At 73.0% G+C, this 17294-nt stretch carries 12 protein-coding genes; 10 read left to right on the forward strand and 2 right to left on the reverse strand.

The window, feature by feature from the left end; genetic code table 11:
- The first annotated feature begins 37 nt into the window (after positions 1–37).
- The 6 genes from ACH4TG_RS12100 (at position 38) to ACH4TG_RS12125 (ending at position 6662) form a co-directional block, all read left to right on the forward strand.
- Complete coding sequence (locus ACH4TG_RS12100; protein ID WP_398242068.1) at positions 38–1222, forward strand: ABC transporter ATP-binding protein; 1185 nt, start codon at positions 38–40, stop codon at positions 1220–1222.
- A complete protein-coding gene (locus ACH4TG_RS12105) occupies positions 1219–2166 on the forward strand; it encodes an ABC transporter permease (protein WP_398242069.1) in 948 nt (315 codons plus the stop codon). Before ACH4TG_RS12100 ends, ACH4TG_RS12105 begins: the two co-directional genes overlap by 4 nt.
- Positions 2166–2963 (forward strand): ABC transporter permease, encoded by a 798-nt coding sequence (locus ACH4TG_RS12110; protein ID WP_398242070.1) that lies wholly within the window; start codon positions 2166–2168, stop codon positions 2961–2963. Before ACH4TG_RS12105 ends, ACH4TG_RS12110 begins: the two co-directional genes overlap by 1 nt.
- Before the next feature lie 5 nt (positions 2964–2968).
- Positions 2969–4363, forward strand: a complete 1395-nt coding sequence (locus ACH4TG_RS12115; protein ID WP_398242147.1) for an NAD(P)/FAD-dependent oxidoreductase — start codon at positions 2969–2971, stop codon at positions 4361–4363.
- Positions 4364–4491: 128 nt separating this feature from the next.
- The gene (locus ACH4TG_RS12120; protein ID WP_398242071.1) at positions 4492–4941 is read left to right on the forward strand and encodes a hypothetical protein; all 450 of its coding nucleotides are present in this window, start codon (positions 4492–4494) and stop codon (positions 4939–4941) included.
- Positions 4942–5159: 218 nt separating this feature from the next.
- A complete protein-coding gene (locus ACH4TG_RS12125) occupies positions 5160–6662 on the forward strand; it encodes a CoA-acylating methylmalonate-semialdehyde dehydrogenase (RefSeq protein ID WP_398242072.1) in 1503 nt (500 codons plus the stop codon).
- Here ACH4TG_RS12125 and ACH4TG_RS12130 read toward each other — a convergent pair.
- Together ACH4TG_RS12130 and gabT are read right to left on the reverse strand one after the other, a co-directional pair.
- Positions 6634–7329, reverse strand: a complete 696-nt coding sequence (locus ACH4TG_RS12130; RefSeq protein ID WP_398242073.1) for a phosphatase PAP2 family protein — start codon at positions 7327–7329, stop codon at positions 6634–6636. The two genes, ACH4TG_RS12125 and ACH4TG_RS12130, sit on opposite strands and share 29 nt — an antisense overlap.
- 394 nt (positions 7330–7723) lie before the next feature.
- Positions 7724–9055 (reverse strand): 4-aminobutyrate--2-oxoglutarate transaminase, encoded by a 1332-nt coding sequence (gene gabT, locus ACH4TG_RS12135; RefSeq protein ID WP_398242074.1) that lies wholly within the window; start codon positions 9053–9055, stop codon positions 7724–7726.
- A 483-nt stretch (positions 9056–9538) separates the two neighbouring features.
- Between gabT and ACH4TG_RS12140 the strand changes: the two genes are divergently transcribed.
- The 4 genes from ACH4TG_RS12140 to ACH4TG_RS12155 all read left to right on the forward strand — a co-directional run bounded on the left by ACH4TG_RS12140 (position 9539) and on the right by ACH4TG_RS12155 (position 17158).
- Complete coding sequence (locus tag ACH4TG_RS12140) at positions 9539–11689, forward strand: ATP-binding protein (protein WP_398242075.1); 2151 nt, start codon at positions 9539–9541, stop codon at positions 11687–11689.
- 79 nt (positions 11690–11768) lie between these two features.
- The gene (locus ACH4TG_RS12145) at positions 11769–13307 is read left to right on the forward strand and encodes a PucR family transcriptional regulator (protein ID WP_398242076.1); all 1539 of its coding nucleotides are present in this window, start codon (positions 11769–11771) and stop codon (positions 13305–13307) included.
- Between the two features lie 306 nt (positions 13308–13613).
- A complete protein-coding gene (locus ACH4TG_RS12150; RefSeq protein WP_398242077.1) occupies positions 13614–15074 on the forward strand; it encodes an aldehyde dehydrogenase family protein in 1461 nt (486 codons plus the stop codon).
- Between the two features lie 161 nt (positions 15075–15235).
- Complete coding sequence (locus ACH4TG_RS12155; protein WP_398242078.1) at positions 15236–17158, forward strand: acyl-CoA dehydrogenase family protein; 1923 nt, start codon at positions 15236–15238, stop codon at positions 17156–17158.
- Positions 17159–17294: the final 136 nt, after the last annotated feature.

The raw sequence follows: 17294 nt of genomic DNA on the forward strand, positions 1-17294 counted from the left end.
GCCCGCCCGCCGCTCCGCACCCCACGAGGACACCCCCATGACGACCCCCAACACGAGTCCCGAGGCGACCGGCGACGCCGTCCACCTCACCGGGATCAGCAAGACCTACGGGTCCTTCACCGCCGTCCACCCGCTCGACCTGACCGTGCCGGCCGGCTCGTTCTTCGCTCTGCTCGGCGCGTCCGGCTGCGGCAAGACCACCACGCTGCGGATGATCGCAGGACTGGAGGACCCCAGCTCCGGCTCGGTGCGGCTCGGCGGACGGGACGTCACCGCGCTGCCGCCGTACAAGCGCCCGGTCAACACGGTGTTCCAGAACTACGCGCTCTTCCCGCACCTGGACATCTACGAGAACGTCGCGTTCGGGCTGCGCCGGCGCGGCATCAAGTCGGTCAAGCAGCAGGTGGGCGACATGCTCGACCTGGTCCAGCTGGGCCCGCTGGCCCGCCGCCGCCCGCACCAGCTGTCCGGCGGCCAGCAGCAGCGCGTCGCGGTGGCCCGCGCCCTGATCAACAAGCCGCAGGTGCTGCTCCTCGACGAGCCGCTGGGCGCCCTCGACCTCAAGCTGCGCCGCCAGATGCAGCTGGAGCTCAAGCGGATCCAGACCGAGGTCGGCATCACCTTCGTGCACGTCACCCACGACCAGGAGGAGGCCATGACGATGGCCGACACCGTCGCGGTGATGAACGCCGGCCGGGTCGAGCAGATGGGCGCCCCCGCCGACCTCTACGAGAACCCCGGCTCCACCTTCGTCGCCAACTTCCTCGGCACGTCCAACCTGATCGCGGCCGAGGTCACCGGGGTCCAGGGCGACGAGCTGCACCTGGTGTCGGCCGGGCAGAAGCTGACCCTGCCGGCCGCCCGCTGCCGCGCCGACGTCGCCGCCGGCGACAAGGTGCTGGCCGGCGTGCGGCCGGAGAAGATCACCCTGGCCCACCGGGACGACGAGGACGCGATACCCGCCGGCCGCAACCGGGTCCAGGGCCGGATCGTCGACTCCAGCTTCATCGGCGTGTCCACCCAGTACGTGATCGACAGCCCGGTCTGCCCCGACCTCGAGGTCTTCGTGCCCAACGTGGAGCGCGACGGCCGGCTGGTGCCCGGCGCGCCCGTGGTCCTGCACTGGAACCCCGAGCACACCTTCGGCCTGGACGCCGCCCAGGACATCGAGGCCGGCATCGACACCGACGACGAGCCGGACGCCGGAGGTGCCGCCGCATGACCGCCGCCTCCGCCCCCGCGCCCGTGACCGAGGCGCCGCCCGACCCGGTACCGGTGCCCGCCGCGCTCAAGCGGGCCGCCCGCCGCCGGCGCAGCGTCCCCTACCTGCTGCTGCTCGCCGGCGTGGTGTGGCTGCTGGTGTTCTTCGTCGCGCCGATGGTCTACCAGGCGTCGACCTCGGTGCAGACCGGTTCGCTGGACACCGGCTTCAAGGTCACCTGGCACTTCGCCACCTACTGGGACGCCCTCACCGAGTACTGGCCGCACTTCGTGCGCTCGCTGGTCTACTCGGGCATCGCCACGGTGCTGTGCCTGGCGATCGGCTACCCGCTGGCGTACACCATCGCCTTCCGCGCCGGCCGCTGGCGCAACGTGGTGCTCATCCTGGTGATCGCGCCGTTCTTCACCAGCTTCCTGATCCGCACGCTGGCCTGGGAGACGATCCTCGCCGACCAGAGCCCGCTGGTGTCCTTCCTCAACCACATCCACGTGCTGGACGCCACCACCTGGCTCGGCATCACCGAGGGCCACCGGGTGATGGCCACCCCGCTGGCGGTGGTCTGCGGACTGACCTACAACTTCCTGCCGTTCATGATCCTGCCGCTCTACACCTCGCTGGAGCGCGTGGACGGCCGGCTGCACGAGGCGTCCGGCGACCTGTACGCCACGCCCTTCACCACCTTCCGCAAGGTGACGTTCCCGCTCTCCATGCCCGGCGTGGTGGCCGGCACGCTGCTCACCTTCATCCCGGCGTCCGGCGACTACATCAACGCCGAGTTGCTGGGCTCCACCAACCAGAAGATGATCGGCAACGTCATCCAGTCCCAGTTCCTGCGGGTCCTGGACTACCCGACGGCGGCCGCCCTGTCCTTCATCCTGATGGCCGCCATCCTGGCGATCGTCACCCTCTACATCCGCAGGGCGGGAACGGAGGAGCTGGTCTGATGCGCCCGATCCGATGGATGCGCAGGAACCTCGTGGTGATCGCGGGGGTGCTCACCCTCGTCTACCTCATCCTGCCCAACCTGGTGGTGCTGCTCTTCTCCTTCAACAAGCCGAAGGGCCGCTTCAACTACACCTGGAACACCTTCTCCACCGACGCCTGGCAGCACCCCTGCGGCGTCGCCGACATGTGCGGCTCGCTCACCCTCAGCCTCAAGATCGCCGTCTACGCCACGATCGGCGCGACGGTGCTCGGCACCCTGACCGCGTTCGCGCTGGCCCGCTACCGCTTCCGCGGCCGGGCCGCCACCAACATGCTGATCTTCCTGCCGATGGCGATGCCCGAGGTGGTGATGGGCGCCTCGCTCGGCACCCTCTTCCTCAACATGCGCATCCAGTTCGGCTTCTGGACGATCCTCATCGCCCACATCATGTTCTGCCTGAGCTTCGTGGTGACCGCGGTCAAGGCCCGGGTGATGAGCATGGACCCGCGCCTGGAGCAGGCCGCGCAGGACCTGTACGCCTCCCCGCTGCAGACGTTCCTGCGGATCACGCTGCCGCTGGCCGCGCCCGGCATCGCCGCCGGAGCCCTGCTGTCCTTCGCGCTCTCCTTCGACGACTACATCATCACGAGCTTCAACGCCGGGAGCACCGTCACCTTCCCGATGTTCGTCTGGGGCTCGGCACAGCGCGGCACGCCGGTCCAGGTCAACGTCATCGGCACGGCGATGTTCGCGATCGCCGTCCTGCTGGTGCTGGGCGGGCAGTTGATCGGCGGCCGGCGGAAAGCGAAGGCGTGACCACCATGGACCCTGCCCGCAGTCTCGCCGACGCGGAACCCGCCCCGTACTGGCTGGCCGACCCCGGCCGGCCCGAACCGGCCGGCGCACTGGCCGGCGAGGAGCACTGCGACCTGCTGGTGGTCGGCGGCGGCTACAGCGGGCTGTGGACCGCGCTGCTGGCCAAGGAGCGCGACCCCGCCAGGGACGTGGTGCTGGTCGAGGCCGACCGGATCGGCGGCGCGGCCTCCGGCCGCAACGGCGGCTTCTGCGCGGCCAGCCTCACCCACGGCGCGTTCAACGGACTCGCCCGCTGGCCGCAGGAGTTCGACCTGCTGCAGGACCTGGGCCGGCGCAACCTCGACGCCATCGAGGAGACCCTCGGCCGGTACGGCATCGACTGCGACTTCGAGCGCACCGGCGAGATCGACGTGGCCACCGCCCCGCACCAGTGGGCGGAGCTGCAGGAGGCCGCGGAACTGGCCGCCCGGCACGGCATGGACCTGGAACTGCTCGACCGCGACCAGGTCCGCGCCGAGGTCGACTCGCCCACCTTCCACGGCGGGCTCCACGACCGCGACGGCGTCGCGATGGTCCACCCGGCCAAGCTCGCCTGGGGGCTCCAGCGCGCCGCCGCCCGCCTCGGCGTGCGTGTCTACGAGCACACACCCGCCACCGACCTGGTCAGGAGCGGCCCTGCGCTGGCGGTGCGCACCCCTTACGGCCGGATCCGGGCCCACCATGTCGCCCTGGCGTCGGGCGTCTTCCCGTCGCTGCTGCGCCGGGTGCGGCCGTACACGGTGCCCGTGTACGACTACGCGCTGGTGACCGAGCCGCTCGACACGGGGCAGCTCGCGTCGATCGGCTGGCGCGGCCGGCAGGGCCTGGGCGACAGCGCCAACCAGTTCCACTACTTCCGGCTCACCGCCGACCAGCGCATCCTGTGGGGCGGCTACGACGCGATCTACCCGCGCGGCGGCCGGATGGGCGCCGCGTACGAGCACCGCCCGGAGACCTACCTGAAGCTGGCCCGGCACTTCTTCACCTGCTTCCCGCAGCTGGAGGGCCTGCGCTTCAGCCATGTGTGGGGCGGCGCGATCGACACCTGCACCCGCTTCTCGGCGTTCTTCGGCAGCGCCCACGGCGGCCGGGTCGCCTACGCTGCCGGCTACACCGGGCTCGGCGTCGGCGCGACCCGGTTCGGCGCCGAGGTGATGCTCGACCTGCTCGCCGGGCGGTCCACCGAGCGGACCGGGCTGGCGATGGTGCGCAGGAAGCCGCTGCCGTTCCCGCCCGAGCCGCTCGCCTCGGCCGGTATCGGCCTCACCCGCTGGTCGCTGGCCCGTGCCGACGCCTCTGAGGGCCGGCGCAACCTGTGGCTGCGCGCGCTGGACCGCGCCGGCCTCGGCTTCGACAGCTGAGCGGGGTGTGACGCAGGTCACCTACCCGTTGGTAAGAAATACCGGCCGACCCGCGTAAGAGTTCCGCACCACCCCTGTCTTCCCCGTGACGCCGAGGACGTACGTCACGACGTGGAAGGAAGGCCGTCATGGGCAGCACCGGAGCGAAGAGCGCGGTGGACTGGCTGGTATCGGTGGCACCCGATCCCGAGGGGTGCCGCTGGGAGTGGGAGCGCAACCCGCTGGGAGTGACCCTGCTCCCGGCCGGGCGATTGTGGGACGTGCTGATCATCGGCGCGCGCCTGGGGTACCCCACCCTGGACGTCCTCAACCGGATGGTCGACCGGCCGGGCCCGGTGCTGGCCGACTTCGGCGACGCCCGCATGGGCTTCCTAGTCCCGGCCGGCACCTCCACCCGCTGGGTGGGCACCGGCGTGCGGATCGCCGGGCGCGGCACCTGGATCGTGGTGCCCTTTCCCGGGCGGCCCACCGGCGGGGTGCGCTGGCTCGTACCGCCGGACGGCACCGGGCACCTCACCGACCCGCTGGTGCTGGAGATGGCCATGCACGAGGCGGCCGCCCGCGTCGCGCGCGGCTGACGCGCCGCGGCGGCCCCGGCGTTCCGCGCACCGCATTCCGCAGACCGCGCACCGCAGCCCGCACGCCGCGGGCCCGTGCCGCGGGCCGGACCCGCATCGCCGGGCCCGCCCGGCCTACGGTGTGTAAGGCGGAACCGCCGCAGCCCGACAGCGTGGTGCTTGCCGGGCCCGGCGGGCCCTGACGACACTGGCGGAACCGACGAAGGAAGGGTCATCCCGTGACGACCGAGCACCTCACCCACTGGATCGCCGGCCGGCCGTGGACCGGCACCTCCGAACGCCGCGGCGACGTGTACGACCCGGCGACCGGCAAGGTCACCCGCCAGGTGGACTTCGCCGACCACACCGTCGTCGACCAGGCGGTCAGCGCCGCCCTGGAGGCGTTCCAGGACTGGCGGCACACCTCCGTGGCCAAGCGCACGGCGGTGCTCTTCGCGTTCCGCGAGCTGCTCAACGCCCGCCGCGACGAACTCGCCGCGCTCATCGTCTCCGAGCACGGCAAGGTGCACTCCGACGCGCTCGGCGAGGTCGCCCGCGGCCTGGAGGTCGTGGAGTACGCCTGCGGCATCGCCCAGCTGAGCAGGGGCGCCTTCACCGAGCAGGCGTCCACCGGCATCGACGTCTACTCCATCCGGCAGCCGCTCGGTCCGGTGGCGATCATCTCCCCGTTCAACTTCCCGGCCATGGTGCCGATGTGGTTCTTCCCGATCGCGATCGCGGTGGGCAACACCGTGGTCGTCAAGCCCTCCGAGAAGGACCCGTCGGCGGCGAACTTCCTCGCCGAGCTGTGGAAGGAGGCCGGCCTGCCCGACGGCGTGTTCAACGTCGTGCACGGCGACAAGCCGGCCGTCGACCGGCTGCTGGAGCACCCCGACATCAAGTCCGTGTCGTTCGTCGGCTCCACCCCGATCGCCCGCTACGTGTACGAGACGGGCACCCGCTACGGCAAGCGCGTGCAGGCGCTCGGCGGCGCCAAGAACCACATGCTGGTGCTGCCCGACGCCGACCTGGACCTGGCCGCCGACGCCGCGGTCAACGCCGGCTTCGGCGCGGCCGGCGAACGCTGCATGGCGGTGTCGGTGCTGGTCGCCGTCGACCCCGTCGGCGACGACCTGGTCGACCGGATCAAGCAGCGCATCGCCGGCCTGACCGTGGGCCCCGGCTGCGCGGCCGGCTCCGAGATGGGCCCGCTGGTCACCGGCGTCCACCGCGACAAGGTCACCGCCTACCTCGACGCCGGCGTCACCGACGGCGCCACCCTCGCCGTCGACGGCCGCAGCCACCCGCTCACCGGCGCGGAGGCCGACGGCTTCTGGCTCGGCCCCACCCTCTTCGACCACGTCAAGCCCGGCATGTCCGTCTACGACGACGAGATCTTCGGCCCGGTGCTGTCCATCGTCCGTGTCGGCTCGTACGACGAGGGGCTCGCGCTCATCAACGCCAACCCGTACGGCAACGGCACCGCCCTGTTCACCAACGACGGAGGCGCCGCCCGGCGCTTCCAGCACGAGGTCGAGGTCGGCATGGTCGGCATCAACGTGCCGATCCCGGTGCCCGTCGCCTACTACTCCTTCGGCGGCTGGAAGTCGTCGCTGTTCGGCGACGCCCACGCCTACGGTGAGGACGGCGTGAAGTTCTTCACCCGCGGCAAGGCCGTCACCCAGCGGTGGCTCGACCCGTCCCACGGGGGCATCAACCTGGGCTTCCCGACGAACAGTTGAGCCCGTCGTCCGCGGCGCCGCCGGAGCTGCCGGAGCCGGCGGCGTCCGGGGCGCCGTGGTGTGCCGCCCGGGCCAGGACCTGGGCGGCGGCCACCCCGGACAGCAGGGTGAGCGTCAGGCACCAGCTGGCCAGCACGTCCAGCGGCCAGTGGTAGTCGCACCACACCAGCGCGCAGCCCACCGCGAGCAGCAGCAGCGGCGTGCCCGCCCCCAGCAGCACGCGGGCCGCGCGGCCGCGCGCCCACGGCAGCAGGAGCAGCGCCGCCGCCCCGAAGGCCACCGCCGAGGTGGCCGTGTGGCCGGACGGGAAGTAGCCGTAGCCGCTCGGATCCGGGACCGTCTGCCCGGGCGGCGGCCGGTGCACGGCGTCCTTGACCACCGTCACCACCACCGGCAGCAGCGCCATCGCCAGCGCGGCCGCCGCCGGCGGCAGCCACCACCGCGGCCGTCCCGCGGCGCGCGCCGCCCAGCCGGTCCAGACCGCCGCGGCGAGCAGTACGGGCACCGCCACCTGGATGTTGCCGAGCTTGCAGAGGTAATGCGCGGTGGAGTCGAGCCCCGGATGCGCGGCCGCCGCGCGCAGGAAGCGGTGCAGCACCCGGCCGTCCGCGCGCACCGGCGCACCGCCGGCCGTCACCAGCCAGGTGAGCACCGCGAATCCGGCCACACCGAGCAGGGCGGACGCCGACAGCGCGGCAAGTGCCCGGAAAAGAGTCAGCCGCCCCGGAACAGGGGGGAGAGTTCCGGGGCGGCCAGGACGATCGCCGGACCGCTCGTCCCGGGGGGTTTGGGGCGAACGGCCGACCGATCGGCGAGGATTGCCGGGGCCAGAGGTCCCGGCGGTGTCGTGCGCGAGGGCACTGCCGAGCCGGTGATGGGGATTCACCGGCGCGTTGTCGCGTGTGGCTTTCTGGGGAGTCCGCCACTCGCGGGGTGTTCCACGGAAACCGTACGTCACGGGGGTCCCGGAAACGCCACCGCACACCCCCTCGCCATCAGGCCCGCACACGTTCTTCACGACCCCCGGCCCCCTGTCCTGTCCGCCTCGGAGCCGACCTCCGTCAGACCCCCGCGAAGGCGTTCTCGATGATGTCGAGGCCCTCGTTGAGGAGATCCTCGCCGATGACGAGCGGCGGGAGGAAGCGCAACACGTTGCCGTACGTGCCGCAGGTGAGGACGACCAGGCCGGCGGCGTGGCAGGCCTTGGCGACCGCCGCGGTCACCGCCGGGTTCGGCTCCTTGCCGCCCGGCTCCACCAGCTCGACCGCGATCATCGCGCCGCGGCCGCGGATCTCGCCGATCACCGGGAACTTCTCCTGCATCTCCGTCAGCCGCGGGACCATGATCTCGGCGATCCGCCGCGCCCTGGCGTTGAGGTCCAGCTCCTTCATGGTCTCGATCGCGCCCAGCGCGGCGGCGCAGGCCACCGGGTTGCCGCCGTAGGTGCCGCCGAGGCCGCCGGTGTGCGCGGCGTCCATGATCTCCGCGCGGCCGGTCACCGCGGCCAGCGGCAGGCCGCCGGCGATGCCCTTGGCGGTGGTGATCAGGTCCGGCACGATGCCCTCGTCCTCGCACGCGAACCACTGGCCGGTGCGGCAGAAACCGGTCTGGATCTCGTCGGCGACGAACACGATGCCGTTGTTCTTGGCGAACTGCGCGATCCGCGGCAGGAAGCCCTTCGCCGGCTCGATGAAGCCGCCCTCGCCGGCGATCGGCTCGATCACGATCGCCGCGACGTGCTCGGCGCCGATCTGCTTGGTGATCATGTCGATGGCCTGGGCCGCGGCCTCCTCCGCCGCGTGCTCGGGACCGGTCAGCCAGCGGTAGCCGTAGGCGAGCGGCACCCGGTAGACCTCGGGCGCGAACGGCCCGAAGCCCTCCTTGTACGGCATGTTCTTCGCGGTCAGCGCCATCGTCAGGTTGGTGCGGCCGTGGTAGCCGTGGTCGAACACGACGACCGCGGGGCGCTTGGTGTACGCGCGGGCGATCTTCACCGCGTTCTCCACCGCCTCCGCGCCGGAGTTGAACAGCGCGGACTTCTTCGGGTGGTCGCCCGGGGTCAGCTCGGCCAGCCGCTCGGCGACCTCCACGTAGCCCTCGTACGGGGTGATCATGAAGCAGGTGTGCGTGAAGTCGGCGAGCTGCGCGGAGGCGCGGCGGACCACGGCCTCGGCGCTGTTGCCGACGGACGTCACGGCGATGCCCGAGCCGAAGTCGATCAGGCGGTTGCCGTCCACGTCCTCGACGATGCCGCCGCCGGCACGCGCGACGAACACCGGCAGGGTGACGCCCACGCCGTCAGCGACCGCGGCGGACTTGCGGGCCAGCAGCTCCTGGGACTTCGGTCCTGGCACGGCGGTGACGAGCTTGCGCTCCTGGGGCACTTCGGTCATGGCGGACGATCTCCCTCGAATCCCTCATACGCATACGGCATCTCCCGGCAGGCTAGGCCGCCCCCCTGCGACCCTGCATACGCCGATAGGTAACACTGCCCGCCCCCGTTTCGCCGGAACGGCCAGTGCGCGCGCCGCCCCCGCAATCCCCTCAAGATCCTTTTACCGCGGTAGCCGCTCGACTACATTGAGCGCATCGTCGGCGACGAGGGGCGAGGGGCGAGCTGTCCAATGGATGCCAGGGACCACGAGGGCGGCACACCGGCGTCCGCAGGCCGAGCTTTCCGAGGCCCGTTCCCGGGCGATGTTCCGGAGCCGCCGTCCGCACCGCCCATTCCCCGGCCCAAGACGCCGCCGCCGATGCCCGCGCAGGCGCCGCCGATGTCCGCGGTGGAGCGGTGGTTGCGCACCCCGCGCACCGTGGACGCTCCTGGGATTTACGGATTCGACCACGAGCCCCGCCTGCCGGACGACCCTGATCGCATGACGGACCGCCGCCTGGTCGGGGGAGCCGTTCTCGCACTGCTCAGCGGGCTGCTCGTCTGGTCGCTTCTCAACAACGGTTACATCCCGTTCTGGCGCGAGCCGCTGAAGCTGCTCACCCCGCGCAGCTGGTGGCACGGCGGGCGCCCCAGCCGACCCGAGTCGGTCGTCGACGACCTCTACCGTCTCCTGTGGATCGCTTTGCTGGCGCGCTACTTCAGCCGCCTGGGCAGCTGGAGCGAGGTGATGCGCCGCTTTGTGAAGGGTCCGGCGCCGCGCGCCTTGGCCGCTCTGGCGGGCGGGGTCGTCCTGTGGATTCTCAGCTGGAAGGGCTACGTACCGATCCTCCCCATGGTGCTCGCCATGGTTCCCCCGTCGTGGCTGATCGGTGGCGACAGGACGCGCGCGACGGAGATCCAGTACGCCATCTACGTCGCCGTCGCGCTCCTGATGGCGTGGCCTTTCGCCAAGTACGGCAGGTGGCCGGAACTGGCGCGCACCGCACTCGGAATGCCGGCCCGGGGACCTTCCGCGCCGGGGATCGGGCCGCAGCGGAAGGGCGGGGAGGCCGCAGGGGCGGATGTCGTGCCTTCCCCGGCCGAGTGGTTCGAGCTGCGCCGGGTGGGGCGGCACGACGTCGCGGACCGGCTGGCCGGGGAGGTCAGGGACGGGCGGATGAACGACGTGGACTGCGTCCGGATCCAGCAGGCGTGGTCGCTGGTGCACGGCCGCCGCGACGGGGCCCAGGAGTTCTCCGAGACGGTCATGCGGCTCGGCGGTGAAGCCTGCCTGCATCCGTCGGGCAAGCGCGACGTGCCGCGCCGCGCGGCCCGCCACGACCTGCTCGGCGGCCAGGTGCGCATCGGCAGGGGCGTGGTGGACAAGCGCAACGGCTACCAGTACCGGGGCTCGGGCATCGCCCTGGACCCGGTGGTGCTCGGTACTGGACTGCTGGCCGTGGGCCCCACGGGCTCCGGCAAGACCCGGCAGGTGATGCGTCCCGTGGCCGAGTCGCTGTGCCTGCAGGCCCTGGCGGGCCGGGCCGCCGTCGTCGCCGTCGGCGCGGCGGACGCCGACCTCGGCCCGGCGGAGGCTTACGACGTGATGATCGCGCTGGGCGATCCCTCGTCCCAGTACGACCTCGACCTCTACGGCGGGACGACTGACCCCGACCTCGCCGCGTGGCTGCTGGCAGACGCGCTGGTCGACGGCCCGGAGACGGAGCAGCGACGTGCGGCCACGGCGCTGGGACAGGTGCTGGGCCCCTACGTCGCGGCCCACGGGCAGTTCCCGCCCGTCCCGGTGCTGCGGGAACTGCTGGACGGGGTGCCGCACGCGTACGCGGCCCTGCGCGCGGCGGTGGACGCCGTGGACGCGCCGGGACTGCGGCGGGAACTCGACGCGCGCGAGCGGCAGTCGGCGCGCCCGGGCGACATCGGCGGGCAGCTGGCGGACCGGATCGCGACGCTCGACCGGCCGGCGTTCGCCGGGTTCTTCGACACCACGGGGCGCAGCAGGCCGTTCTCGATGGACGCGCTGGCGCATCCCCTGCGGGTGCGGATCGAACTGCCGGAGCACGGCCATGCCGAGGCCTCGCGGATCCTGGTCCGGCTGCTGCTCGCACAGTTCACGACCACGGTTTCCAGGCGCCGGGACTCCTCGCTGTTCGCCTGCATCGTCGTCGACGACGCGGCCCACGCGATCACGCCGGCGACGGTCAGGGCGCTGTCGTCACTCCGCTCGGCGCACGCCGGCGTGGTGCTGGGCCTGCGCACGCTGGACGACATCCCGGAGAACCTGCGCGGGCCGCTGGTCGGCGCGATCGGCTGCCGCATGGCTCTGTCCGGGGTCACCCCGTGGGACGGCGGGTTCTTCGCCGAGGCGTGGGGGACCACCACCGTCCAGACGCAGGACATCACCAGGACCCCCGACCAGTCCGGCGGCCTTCCGCGCAGGATCGGCCGCGGCGTGCGGCGGCTTTTCACCGGCGAGACCGTGACCACCGAATCCGTCACCGTTCGCGAGGTGGAGCGGGAGCGGTGGTCGGCTTCGGATCTGGCGCACGGGGTGGCGGCGGGGCACGCGGTGGTGTCGATGACGACGACGGGCGGTGAGCACGCGCCTCCGGTGCTGGTGGACCTGCGGGGATGAGAGGCCGCTGTACGGTGCGGCACAATTGAAGGGCCGTCCGGGACCGGACGGCCCAAGAACACGGGGTCACCAGGTCGGTATGCCGCTCACTCTCGCGTCACTCGCCCATCACTCGGCGCTCAAGCTGGCCGTCCTCGCCGGCGCCGGCCGGCTCGACGCCGAGGTCCGGTGGGTGCACACCAGCGAACTGGACGATCCGGGGCCGTACCTGGAGGGCGGCGAGCTGCTGCTCACCACTGGGCTCAAGCTCGACGTGCAGGACGCGGATGCGCTGCGCGCCTACGTGCGGCGGCTGGCCGGGGCCGGCGTCGTGGGGCTCGGGTTCGGCGTGGGCGTCGGGCACGACGCCGTCCCGCCGGCGCTGGTGGCCGCGGCCGAGGAGGCAGGGCTGCCGCTGCTGGAGGTGCCGCGCCGCACCCCGTTCATCGCGATCAGCAAGGCCGTCTCCGCGGCCGTCGCCGCCGACCAGTACAAGGCCGTCACCGCCGGGTTCGAGGCGCAGCGCGAGCTGACCCGCGCCGCGCTCGCCGCCGACGGCACCGCCGCCCTGCTCGCCCGGCTCGCCGCCCACCTCCACGGCTGGGCCGCGCTCTACGACGCCTCCGGCACGGTGCTGGCCGCCGCACCGGACTGGGCGGGCCGCCGGGCCGCCCGGCTGGCCGGCGAGATCGACCGGCTGCGCGACACCCCGGCGCCGGCCAGCGCCGCCGTCGCGGGGACGGCCGGCAGCGAGGACCGGGTGGAGCTGCAGTCGCTGGGCACCGGCCGGCGCCCGCGCGGCTTCCTGGCGGTCGGCACCGAGGAGCGGCTGGACACCTCGGCGCGCTACGTCGTACACGCCGCGGTCGCACTGCTGACCCTGTCCCTGGAGCAGTCCCGCACCCTGCAGGACGCACAGGCCCGGCTGGCCGCCGCGCTGCTGCGGATGCTGCTGGCCGGCGAGCCGCAGCACGCCCGCGCCGTCGCCGGCCGGCTCTACGGCCGCTTGCTGGAGCAGCCGGTGCGGGTGCTGATCGCCGAACCGTCGGACCCGAGTACCGGACCCGACGCCGTCGCGCTGCTCGGCGAGCGGGCCGAGGCCGCGGCCGTGCGCGCCGGCGAGCCGCTGCTGGCGGTGCGCGAGGGCGAGCGGCTGATCGTGCTGGCCGCGACCGACGCGCACGCGCTGGCCGCCACCGCCGACCTCGCCGACGCCGAGGACGCCCTGGCCGCCGGCCTGTCCGCGCCGGCCGAGGCACCGGACGTGCCGGGGGCGCACGAGCAGGCGGAACGGGCCCTGGCCGTCGCGCTGCGGCGCGGCCGCAATCTGGTCGAGCACGACGAGGTGGGCGCCGGCTCAGTGATGCCGCTGCTGGCCGACGACGCGGTGCAGGCGTTCGCCGAGGGCCTGCTGCGCCCGCTGCGCGAGCACGACGCGACGTCCCGCGGCGACCTGGTGGCCTCGCTCTCCGCCTGGCTGTCGCACCACGGCCAGTGGGACGCCGCCGCGGCCGACCTCGGCGTCCACCGGCACACGCTGCGCTACCGGATGCGGCGGGTCGAGGAGATCCTGGGCCGCTCCCTGGACGACCCGGACGTCCGGATGGAGCTGTGGCTGGCCCTCAAGGCCCAGGGCTGACGTTCACCAGGCCACGGCCGGCGTTCAAGGCCCAGGCCTGACGTTCGACGCGCAGGGCCGGCGCCCCGCGCCCACGGCACCCCCCCCGCGCCCACGGCACCCCCCCCGCGCCCACGGCACCCCCCCGCGCCCACGGCACCCCCCCCGCGCCCACGGCACCACCCCTGCGCCCACGGCCCCGCCCCGGCGCCCTGGCCATTCCGTAGCGCCCGGTCTCCCGCCCACTCCGCCGTGGACAACGGGGACCCGGCGCCCCCGCGCCTACGGTGGGGGCACCTGAGATCACCAGAAAGGGCGGATCCCACCGTGACAAGCACAGGCGCAGCCCCTTCCCCGTTCTGGGTGGCCGGCCGTCCGGCCACCGGCACGGACACCTTCGACGTGACGAACTCGTGGGACGGCTCGCTGGTGGGCCGGGTGAGCGTGCCGACCGAGGAGCAGGTCGAGGAGGCGGTGGCCGCGGCCGCCGCCGCCCAGCACGCCTTCGGCGCCACGCCCGCCCACGTGCGGGCCGCGGCCCTGGACCACGTGGCCAAGCGGCTCGCCGAGCGCGCCGAGGAGATAGCCCGGCTGATCACCGCCGAGAACGGCAAGCCGATCAAGTGGGCGCGCGGCGAGGTGGGCCGCGCGGTGTCGGTGTTCCGCTGGGCCGCCGAGGAGGCCCGCCGCTTCAACAGCGGCGAGGCGCAGCGCCTGGACACCGACCCGGGCGGCGTCGGCCGGCTCGCGCTGACCCGGCGGTTCAGCCACGGCCCGGTGCTGGGCATCGCGCCGTTCAACTTCCCGCTCAACCTGGTGGCGCACAAGATCGCCCCGGCCATCGCGGTGGGCGCGCCGATCATCCTGAAGCCGGCGCCCGCCACCCCGCTCTCCGCGCTGCTGCTCGGCGAGCTGCTGGCCGAGACCAGCGGGCTGCCCGAGGGCGCCTGGAGCGTGCTGACCGTGCCCAACGAGCGGATGCCCGCCCTGGTGCAGGACCCGCGGCTGCCGGTAATCTCGTTCACCGGCTCCGACACCGTCGGCCACCAGATCATGGACTCGGTGCCGCGCAAGCACGTCACCCTGGAACTCGGCGGCAACGCCGCCGCGGTGGTGCTCGCCGACTGGTCGTCCGAGCAGGACCTGGAGTGGGCGGCCACGCGGATCGCCACCTTCGCCAACTACCAGGGCGGCCAGTCCTGCATCTCCGTGCAGCGGGTCATCGCCGACGCCTCGGTGTACGACGCGCTGGTGGAGCGGGTGCTGGCGAAGGTCGCCGCGCAGGTCACCGGCGACCCGGCGGACGACGCGACGGACGTCGGCCCGCTGGTCAGCGAGGCCGCCGCCGAGCGGGTCGCCGCCTGGGTGGAGGACGCGGCGGCCAAGGGCGCCAAGGTGCTCGCGGGCGGTGTGCGCGAGGGCGCGAGCTACGCGCCGACCGTGCTCGCGGATCTGCCGGACGACGCGATCCTGGCGACCGCGGAGGCGTTCGGGCCGGTGCTGTCGCTGCACCGGGTCGACGGCGCGGACGAGGCGTTCGCGGCGGTCAACGACTCCCGGTTCGGCCTGCAGACCGGCGTGTTCACCCACGACCTGCAGCTGGCGTTCCGGGCGCACCGCGACCTGGAGGTGGGCGGTGTGATCATCGGCGACGCCCCGTCGTACCGCGCCGACCAGATGCCGTACGGCGGCGTGAAGGATTCCGGCAACGGCCGCGAGGGCGTGAAGTTCGCCATGGAGGACTACACCTACGAGCGGGTGCTGGTGCTCACCGGCCTCGACCTGTAGGCGCCGGGCCCCGGCGGAACGCCGAGGCTCTGGCCCCGGCCTGACACCCGGTCAGCGGCGGCGGGCGCGTGCCCGCCGCTGCTCTGGCTGGATTGCGTGAATTCGGGTAGTACGGACCAGTAGACCGGTCGGTAGCCGGCTACCCGGAGGTGACGCAAACCGTGTCCGCACCCGTCACAGCGCGCAAGGTCACCGAGCGCGAAGCACGCCAGGTGGCCGAGGCCGCCAGGGAACAGGGCTGGCGCAAACCCAGCTTCGCCAAGGAACTGTTCCTCGGCCGCTTCCGCCTCGACCTGATCCACCCGTACCCGCAGCCCACCGACGGCGCCGTCGAGAAGGGCGAGGAGTTCCTCGACCGCCTGCGGGAGTTCTGCGAGACCCGCATCGACAGCGCCCGGATCGAGCGTGAGGCCCGCATCCCCGACGAGACCATCATCGATCTCAAGGAGCTGGGTGCCTTCGGCATGAAGATCGACGAGGCCTACGGCGGCCTCGGGCTCACCCAGGTGTACTACAACAAGGCGCTGGCCATGGTCGGCTCGGCGAACCCCGCGGTCGGCGCCCTGCTGTCCGCGCATCAGTCGATCGGCGTACCGCAGCCGCTGAAGATGTTCGGCACCGAGGAGCAGAAGCAGCAGTTCCTGCCGCGCTGTGCCCGCACCGACATCAGCGCCTTCCTGCTCACCGAGCCGGACGTCGGCTCCGACCCGGCGCGGCTGGCCACCACCGCCGTGCCCGACGGCGACGACTACGTGCTCGACGGCGTGAAGCTGTGGACCACCAACGGCGTGATCGCCGACCTCCTGGTCGTCATGGCCCGGGTCCCGGCCTCCGAGGGCCACAAGGGCGGCATCACCGCGTTCGTCGTCGAGGCGGCGTCCGAGGGCATCACGGTGGAGAACCGCAACGCCTTCATGGGGCTACGCGGCCTGGAGAACGGCGTCACCCGCTTCCACCAGGTGCGGGTCCCCGCCGCCCACCGCATCGGGCCCGAGGGCGCGGGCCTGAAGATCGCGCTGACCACCCTCAACACCGGCCGCCTGTCGCTGCCCGCGGCCTGCGTGGGCGCCGGCAAGTGGTGCCTGAAGATCGCCCGGGAGTGGTCGGGAGTCCGCGAGCAGTGGGGCAAGCCCATCGCCGAGCACGAGGCGGTCGGCGCGAAGATCGCCTACATCGCGGCCACCACCTTCGCGCTGGAGGCGGTGCTCGACCTGTCCTCGCAGATGGCCGACGAGGACCGCAACGACATCCGCATCGAGGCCGCACTGGCCAAGCTCTACGGCTCCGAGGCCGCCTGCCGGATGGCCGACGAGCTGGTGCAGATCCGCGGCGGCCGCGGCTTCGAGACCGCCGACTCGCTGGCCGCCCGCGGCGAGCGGGCGGTGCCGGCCGAGCAGCTGGTGCGCGACCTGCGGATCAACCGGATCTTCGAGGGCGCCACCGAGATCATGCACCTGCTGATCGCCCGGGAGGCCGTCGACGCCCACCTGTCGGTGGCCGGCGACCTGATCGACCCCGAGGCGACGCTGGCCGACAAGGCCAGGGCCGGCGCCAAGGCCGGCGGCTTCTACGCCCGCTGGCTGCCCAAGCTGGTCGCAGGCCCCGGTCAGCTGCCCACCTCGTACGCCGAGTTCGGGGCTCTGGCCGGCCACCTGCGGTACGTCGAGCGGAACGCGCGCAAGCTGGCCCGCAGCACCTTCTACGCCATGTCGCGCTGGCAGGGCCGGATGGAGCTCAAGCAGAACTTCCTGGCCAGGATCGTGGACATCGGCGCCGAGCTGTTCGCGATGAGCGCGGCGTGCGTCCGCGCCCAGCACCTGGCGGCGAGCAGCGACCACGGCCCGCAGGCCCGGCAGCTGGCCGACACCTTCTGCAAGCAGGCCAGGATCCGCGTCGACGAGCTGTTCGACCGGCTGTGGACCAACACCGACGGCCCCGACCGGGCGCTGACCCGGAGCGTGCTGAAGGGCGAGGCGCAGTGGCTGGAGGCCGGCATCGTCGACAGCAGCCGCGAGGGCCCCTGGATCGCCGACGCGACCCCGGGACCCACGCACAAGGAGAACGTGCACCGGCCCGTGCACTGACGCCCGATCCGCCCCCTGACCGTCGGCGGGGGGGGGGGGGGGGGCCCCGCCCCCCGCCCCCCCCCCCCCCCCCCCCCCCCCCCACCACTGGGTGCAGCACGTGTGCGAAGTCATGGACACAGAGTACCGGAGCGGG

Source organism: Streptomyces sp. NPDC020917, assembly GCF_044333795.1.
Taxonomy (GTDB): domain Bacteria; phylum Actinomycetota; class Actinomycetes; order Streptomycetales; family Streptomycetaceae; genus Actinacidiphila.